Source organism: Xanthobacter autotrophicus (assembly GCF_029991245.1).
GTDB classification, from domain to species: domain Bacteria; phylum Pseudomonadota; class Alphaproteobacteria; order Rhizobiales; family Xanthobacteraceae; genus Xanthobacter; species Xanthobacter autotrophicus_C.
In genome coordinates, this window is the sequence record NZ_JAIVFO010000490.1 from 1 (window position 1) to 379 (window position 379).

Consider the following 379-nt stretch of genomic DNA (forward strand, 5'->3'; position numbering starts at 1 on the left):
CACCAGGTTTTGCCGGATGTTGGCCATGGTGGCCTGGGACAGGCTCCGGGCCCGGAGGATCCCGGTCAGGTCTCCCTTGAGGAGGGTCACGCCGGCGCTCTCGATGGCCACGTCGGTGCCCGTGCCCATGGCGAGGCCGACGTCCGCTGCGGCGAGGGCGGGCGCGTCGTTGACGCCGTCACCGGCGAACGCCACGACCTTGCCAGCCTCCCGCAGCCTGGTGACGACTTTGCTCTTGTCGTCCGGGAGGACCTCGGCCTCGACGCGTTCGATGCCGAGCCGACGTGCCACTGCCTCAGCGGTGACCCGGTTGTCGCCGGTGAGCATGACCACGTCGATCCCGTGCTCGCGAAGCCCTCGGAGTGCCTCGGCCGTGGTC

General features: G+C 70.4%; 1 protein-coding gene. It reads right to left on the bottom strand.

The window, feature by feature from the left end; translation table 11 throughout:
- The coding region (locus K9U41_RS23810; RefSeq protein WP_282643282.1) for an HAD-IC family P-type ATPase at positions 1-379 on the bottom strand (379 nt) is incomplete at both ends.